Origin of the sequence: Mycobacterium sp., assembly GCF_049281135.1 — a bacterium.
Classification (GTDB): Bacteria; Actinomycetota; Actinomycetes; order Mycobacteriales; family Mycobacteriaceae; genus Mycobacterium.
In genome coordinates this window covers 1-7,147 of record NZ_JBAPRN010000491.1, presented here as the reverse complement: position 1 = coordinate 7,147, position 7,147 = coordinate 1, and the positions used below count along the sequence as shown (strand labels likewise).

At 62.8% G+C, this 7,147-nt stretch carries 5 protein-coding genes and 1 pseudogene; 5 read left to right on the top strand and 1 reads right to left on the bottom strand.

Annotated features, from left to right (window positions below):
• The 4 genes from WAN02_RS19770 to WAN02_RS19755 form a co-directional block, all read left to right on the top strand.
• A partial coding sequence (locus WAN02_RS19770; RefSeq protein WP_422265929.1) for a PEP-utilizing enzyme occupies positions 1–336 on the top strand: 336 nt, incomplete at its 5' end.
• Positions 333–1,223 (top strand): hypothetical protein, encoded by an 891-nt coding sequence (locus tag WAN02_RS19765; protein ID WP_422265928.1) that lies wholly within the window; start codon positions 333–335, stop codon positions 1,221–1,223. The genes WAN02_RS19770 and WAN02_RS19765, both read left to right, overlap by 4 nt.
• 11 nt (positions 1,224–1,234) lie before the next feature.
• On the top strand, positions 1,235–2,860 hold the full coding sequence (locus tag WAN02_RS19760; protein WP_422265927.1) for a PEP-utilizing enzyme: 1,626 nt from the start codon (positions 1,235–1,237) through the stop codon (positions 2,858–2,860).
• Between the two features lie 219 nt (positions 2,861–3,079).
• Positions 3,080–5,941 carry an RND family transporter gene (locus tag WAN02_RS19755; protein ID WP_422265926.1) on the top strand — a complete coding sequence of 954 codons (2,862 nt, stop codon included), beginning with the start codon at positions 3,080–3,082 and terminating at the stop codon, positions 5,939–5,941.
• A gap of 44 nt (positions 5,942–5,985) precedes the next feature.
• On the opposite strand, the gene WAN02_RS19750 is transcribed toward WAN02_RS19755, so the two are convergent.
• The gene (locus tag WAN02_RS19750; RefSeq protein ID WP_422265925.1) at positions 5,986–6,642 is read right to left on the bottom strand and encodes a TetR/AcrR family transcriptional regulator; all 657 of its coding nucleotides are present in this window, start codon (positions 6,640–6,642) and stop codon (positions 5,986–5,988) included.
• Positions 6,643–6,860: 218 nt separating this feature from the next.
• Between WAN02_RS19750 and WAN02_RS19745 the strand changes: the two are divergent.
• Positions 6,861–7,147 (top strand): annotated as a pseudogene (locus WAN02_RS19745) (hypothetical protein); the annotation flags it as partial.

Genomic DNA, 7,147 nt, shown 5'->3' with positions numbered 1-7,147 from the left:
ACGCTGGCCGGCGTGGGCGCCTCCGGAGGCGTCGTCGAGGGCCGCGCCGTGGTGGTCGACCAACCCTCCGATGCCGACATCGAGGACGGTGACGTTCTCGTCGCGCACACCACCGATCCGTCCTGGGTGTCGCTGATGTTTTTGGCCAGCGGGCTCGTCGTCGATATCGGCGGCATGATGAGCCACGCAGCCGTAGTCGCGCGCGAACTCGGTATTCCGTGCGTCATGAACACTGGCCGCGGTACCACCGCACTGCACACCGGCGATTTGATACGCATCGACGGCGCCGCGGGCACCGTGGAGATCCTGCAACGAATAGGAGTAGCACGCCCATGACCGTCACCGACCTCACCGAGACCTGGGGAGCTTTGGCCGAACCCATCCACCCCGACGCCGCGGGACCTGCCGACCCGGTATGGAAAGACAATGCCTACCTGTCATTTTGGGACACTGCGAACGAGGTTTTCGGCAGCTTCCACGTCTCCACGTCGCCCAACGGAACCGGGGCGCGGCGGGCCCGGTGCAGTGTCTCGGTCCGGGGCAAAGTCTTGGAGATCATCGAGGACCTGGCGCCGGGCAGCTTCGCCAGCCAGTCGATCGACTTTGGGCTCAGCGGCGTGATAGCGGTGCGGCATCCACGGTTGCGGGCCGATCTGGTCAACACCCCACTGTTCGTGGCGGCTGACTACGCGGTGGGCGGAGTGGTCCCCGAGCTGGTACCGGGAAAACCCCTGCAACATTTCCAGCAGGCCTGCGCGATGACCGGCACGCTGGTACTCGACGGCGTCGCGTCGCCGGTGCAGGCGCTCGGGATGCGGGATCGCACTTGGGGTTACCGTGACGAATCCGCGCAATGGATCGAATACGCGGGGCTGGTGGCGGTCATCGGCGACACCTTCATCACCGTGATGAAGTTCCTGGGTGCCGACGGCACACTGCGATCGGACGGATTTCTCATCGATGCGGACCGATCACGCACCATCACAGACGTGACGTTTGGGCGCAATGCCGCCGGGCAGTTCCGGCTGGCCCGGCTGCGCGACGCCGAGGGCGGCACCCGGCTGGTCACGTTCTCGTCAAGGCTGGCTGGCTTTTTCGTGCCGATGGGGGCCGACTCCGAGGGGCCATCGTTTGGCACCTATGACGACTTCATGACGCTCGACAGCGAAAACATCGCCGGTGCAGGATTTTTCGAGCAGGGCATCCTGCACCGAGTGTTCTGATCGGGTGAGCGATGAGTCACCGACGTGTCGTTGCGCAGCGGCTGGACAATCCCGAGATCGATCCGACGGTGACGTGGACGACGGGCAACGTCGCCGAGGCCTTCCCTGGGGTCTTCTCCACATTGGGCTACACCTTCATCGAAGAGCCGCTGGAGATGGCGTTCCGGAAGATGTTTGTCCGGATGGGAGTGTTCAAAGCCCGCCGGATATATCTCCCCGACCACGCCGAAGACATGTGCTTTACGGTGTTCGACGGCCGGGCCGCGGCCAACATCGACAAATTCCGCGAATTCGCCGGCCTGATGCCGGGAACCTCGGCGTCCGCGGTTGAGCAGCAATTGTTCGGTTATGTCCGGCCCGAGACCGTTGACCACAATTCGCGGCGCCGTTATCCGGCGATCGCCGCTAAGGCGCCGCTGCTGGTAGCCACCCTGCCCCGGGTCCACGATCGGATGGCCGTCGGCCTGCGCTCCTGGCGGCTCGGCGCGCTGGCGAGTGTCGAGGCACTGGACCGGGCCGGATGTCTGGCATTGCTCAGTGATGCGCGGGAGCGGTTCGAGAAGATCATGCTCTTGCATCTGGTGGTGGCGTTGGTCAGCTCGGGACTGGCCGAACAGGTCAGCGCGGCACTAACCAGGCTTGATCTGTCGGAGCTGGAAACCGCGGTGCTCTCCGGCGTTGGCGCCGATGAGAATCAGGTGGCCGCCGATCTTTGGGCGCTGGCACAGGACCGGATTACGTTGGGCGACTTTACCGATCGCCACGGCTATCACGGACGTGACGAGGGTCAGCTTTCCGGCGTGTCGTGGCGCGAGGACCCGTCGCCGGTTTTGGCACGGCTGGACGACTACCGGTCGATCGACGCGGGCGATCCGCGGGCTCCGCAGCGGCGCAGCGCCCAACAGCTCACGGCGCGGCGGCAAGCAATGGCGCGTGTGATGGCCGCCGCACCCAGGTTGCAGCGGCTAGTACTAGGCGTGACGATGCGGATGGCGGCGCGCTTTTTGGCGCTGCGCGAGCAGGGTAAAGCGGGCTACCTGATGACATTTGACGTGGCCCGAGCTTGTGTACGACGACTCGGTGCGGAGCTGGTGGCGGCGGGATCACTGTCGCAACGCGATGACGTATTTCACCTCACCTACGACGCCCTGCGCAGCGGCTGCCTGAGCGACGAACTCGGCGAGATATCAAGTCGGCGTGAGCAATTCGCGGACCGCCAGTCACATCGATTGCCCAAAGCATGGGCTGGTCGGCCGCAAATCGTTTCGGTCCAAGATCTTCCCGCAGATTGCGAGGCCACCACCATGACGGGGGTCGCCGCCAGTCCTGGCGTGGTGACCGGCCGGGCGCGGGTGGTCCTCGATCCGGTGACCACCGAGCTGGACGAGGGCGACATTCTGGTTTGCGAGACCACCGACCCCAGCTGGGTCGCGTTGTTCCTGGTGGCCGGCGGCGTTGTGACCGATTACGGAGGCTTGCTGAGTCACGGGCCGATTGTGGCGCGCGAACTCGGCATCCCGTGCGTATGCGGCACCGAATTCGGGAGCAGGCGGATTCGGGACGGCCAGCTGATCCGCGTGGACGGCGATGCCGGCCTGGTGGAGATCCTGGAGCCGGCCGTAAAAGCCCCGGGTTAGTTCTGAGTTTGCTAGCGGGTTGGCCGAAAGCTAGACCGTGCCGGAGGACCTGTGGTAGAAACCACCCACCGTGTTTTTAACCTTGCTTAAATCGATGCGATCGCCGGGACAGCTCGAAGCGATGCCACAACAATTCGTCCGCGCACGTCACAGCGTTGGATGCCAACAACTCTGGAGCACCGGGGTCGGATAGTGAAGTCCGGGACGAGCGTGACATCGATGGATGCCAGGCGACCCATCGTGCCCCGCCTGATCCGTTGGTTTGCGGTGCCGATCATTATTAGCTGGATCGCGCTGACCGTCCTCGTGAACGTCGTCGCGCCCCAGTTGGAAGTGGTTGGCGAGCGGCATGCCGCACCGATGGCCCCCATGGATGCGCCGTCGATGCAAGCAATGATGCGCTTGGGCAAGAACTTCAAGGAATTCGATTCCAACAGTACGGTCACGGTCATCCTGGAAGGCCAGCAGGAACTCGGCCAGGCGGCGCACCGCTACTACGACAGCATTATCCATCAACTGGAGCAAGATCCCCGGCATGTGCAGCACATTCAGAACTTCTGGGGCGATCGGTTAACGGCGGCGGGAGTCCAAAGCGCCGATGCCAAGGGCGCCTATGTGTTCTTGAACCTCGCCGGTGCGCAGGGCACGACGTTGGCGAACGAATCCGTCGAAGCGGTCCGCGAAGTCGTGGATCGGACACCGTCGCCGCCAGGGGTGACGGCCTACGTCACCGGCTCAACGGCGCACAGCTACGACGAGTACATGATCGGCAACGCGAGCCTAAACAAAATTACCGCGTTCACCCTTGGTGCGATCGCGATCATGTTGTTTCTGGTCTACCGCTCGATCAGCACCACACTGATTCAGCTTTTCATGACCCTGATCGAATTGGCGGTGTCTCGGGGTGTCATCGCGGTGCTCGGCAATTACGGGCTGCTCGAGCTCGCGGTATTCGCGACGTCTTTGCTGACGATGTTGGCCATCGCGGCTGGAACCGATTACGGGATATTCCTTATCGGACGTTACCGAGAGGCACGCGCGACCGGGGAGGATCGCGAGACTGCTTACTACAGCACTTTTCACGGTGTCACTCCCGTGGTGTTGGGTTCGGGTCTGACGATCGCCGGGGCGGCGTTTTGCCTGAGCTTTACCCGGCTGCCCTGGTTCACCACGATGGGGGTTCCGGTCGCAATAGGCATGCTTGTTGTCGTGGCCGCTGCGCTCACCCTAGGGCCGGCCGTTCTTGTTGTGAGCAGCCGATTCGGCCTTTTGGAATCCAAGGGGGCGCGTCCGGGTCGACTGTGGCGACGGGTCGGTACTGCCGTCGTGCGTTGGCCCGCACCAATTCTGGCCGTGAGTGCGGTGGCCGTTCTGATCGGCATGATCGCCTTGCCCGGATACAAGACGCTGTACAGCGAGCGCTACTACTTACCGGACAGCACTCCGGGCAATCTCGGGTATACGGCCGCGCAGCGGCATTTTTCGGAAGGGCAGCTGAATCCCGACCTGCTGATGGTCGAGGCCGACCATGACATGCGCAACCCCGCCGACATGCTGGTGCTGGATAAGGTGGCGAAAAATGTGCTCCACGTCGAGGGCATTGTGATGGTGCAAGACATCACCCGCCCCCTGGGGATTCCGATCGAGCATAGCTCGATGCCGTTTCTGAACAGCATGCAAAGCCAAACGACGATGCAGAATATGGCGTTTTTAAAAGAACGGATGGCCGACATGCTGAAGTTGGCCGACGAGCAGCAGGTCACGATCGACTACCTGCAACGGCTGTACGACCTCACAAGTCAACTGTCCGACGCGACGCACGACACTGCCCGTGACACCGAAGACGCGACGGCCATCACCGATGAATTACGCGATCATATCGCGGATTTCGACGATTTCTGGCGGCCGATCCGCAGCTATTTGTACTGGGATAAGCACTGCTTCGACATCCCCGTCTGCTGGTCACTTCGGTCCATATTTGATGGCCTCGACGGGGTCGATCAGGTCGATGAGAAGCTGCACGGTCTGACCGATGACATAAAGCGTACGGCCTCGCTCACGCGCGAAACGGCCGAGCTGTTGCCGCCGATGCTGGCCAGCATGAACCGCACTCGTGGATTGACACTGACGATGCACAGCACCTTTCAGGCGATGATCAACCAGATGGAGGCCATGAGCGACACCGGCATCGCCATGGGGCACAGTTTCGATGCCGCGAGAAACGATGATTTCTTCTATCTGCCCCCCGAGGCTTTCGATAACGCGGAGTTCAAGCGGGGCCTGAAGATGTTCTTGTCGCCGGACGGCAAATCGGCGCGGTTCTTCATTACCCATCAGGGCGATCCCGCGACCCCGGAAGGCATCGGGCGCGTTGATGCGGAGCGAACCGCGGCACAGCAGGGCCTGAAGCAATCCTCCTTGGCGGACGCCAGAATCTATCTCGGCGGTACCGCCGCGACCTATAAGGACATGCACGACGGCAATACCTACGACCTCATGATCACCGCGGTGGCCTCGCTCACCCTGATCTTCGCGATCATGCTGGTGCTGACGCGAAGCCTCGTCGCCGCGTTGGTTATCGTCGGCACCGCCGCGAGCTCAATAGCGGCGTCCATCGGACTCTCCGTGCTCATCTGGCAGGACCTCTTCGGTATCAGGCTGCACTTTTCCGTCATGCTTTTCGCGGTCATCATTTTGTTAGCTGTCGGATCCGACTACAACTTGCTGTTGGTCCATCGAATCGGTCATGAGATCCACGCTGGACTCAAGACGGGAATCATCCGGTCGATGGCCGGCACGGGCACGGTCGTCACTTCTGCCGGCCTGGTGTTCGCCTTCACCATGGCCGCCATGCTCGGCAGCGACGATCGAATTGTCGCCCAGATGGGTGCCACAATCGCCTTGGGTCTGCTGCTCGACACACTTGTTGTCCGTACGTTATTCATGCCTTCGATCGCTGCGTTGCTGGGCCGCTGGTTCTGGTGGCCGCAAGTTGTCCATCCCCGCGGCGCTGACAACGTGCGCCGGCGTGACTCCCTGTCCGACGGCGCAGAAACACTGCCGCTGCCGTTGCGGCAGTGAGCATTTCGAAGCGTCACGCCGGCGGAGAGCCGGCGACCGGCTCATCACGGCGCGTAGAGGGTGCCTCGCCACATGGAGACCAACACGTCGACAGCGGCCTCCTCATCGGCGAGACTCGGTTCGACACCCAGCCCGGCGATGTAGAGCACCCGTTCGGTGCCCCAGAACAGGGTTGACGCGAGCGTCCTGCCCGGCACTGGCGAGGTGATCATCCCCGCCGCGCGTTCGCGTTCGATCTCGACAGCACCGGCGGCGATGAAGCGTTCGGCGATGGCCAACCACAGATCGCGCAGCTCTGGCTCGGAGTGCCAGTGATGATTGGCCGCCTGTAACACCGGGCGGTGACGATGCCAGGCTTGCGTGACAGCCCGGATGCTGCGCTGCAGGGCAACCGTCGGCGAGTCCTCGCCGGATCGGGCCAGGAACGGTTGCACCGTCACGAAGATGTCGTCCATGGCGCGCTCGAGCAGGCCGCTGAGCACGGAAAACTTCGAGGCGAAGTAGAAGTAGAAGGTTGCCCTGGACACTTTGGCCTCGGTGAGGATCTGCGCGACGCTGATCTCAGCGAACGATTGCCGCGCCAACAGGCGCGCGGTGGCCGCGAAGATGCTATCCGCGGCCGATGCGCTGTCGGTGTCGACCACGCGCCGCCGACCGACCGCTTGTCGCCGACCGACCGTTCGCCGCGTCGTGTCGGTCATCGCCGAAACCTTACCTGCGATCTGCGCATGTCACCGTATCCCACCAGAAGAATCTAACCATTCTTCAAAAAGGGTATACACGTTGTCTGAACAAGATGTTAGGCTGAGCTGTCCACGCCTGCCGGAGGGGGTTGCCGTCGTCGCTGGCGCCGGCAAACCGCACCTCAATACCAATACGAGGCATCAACGGGCAGAAAGGTTCTCAACCGATGAGTTCGATGCAGAGTCTGAGTTGGTGGCCGCTGGTCGGCCACGAGGGTTGGCCGCCCAACATCAAGCCCAGCCCCGGTGACTTCATCGCCAGCGCCCCGGCCCAGATCACGTTCTTCTTCGTCGCCGGCGCGGCCGCGGTCGTCTTTGCGCTGCCGTGGGCGATCAGGGCGGCGGTGCGGAGCAAGAACTACATTCCGCTGCTGGTCATCGCCAGCGGATTCATTTGTAGCCAGTGCGAACCCATGCTCGACATGCTGGGCCACTTGCACTGGGCCAAGAACCTGGTGCCGGC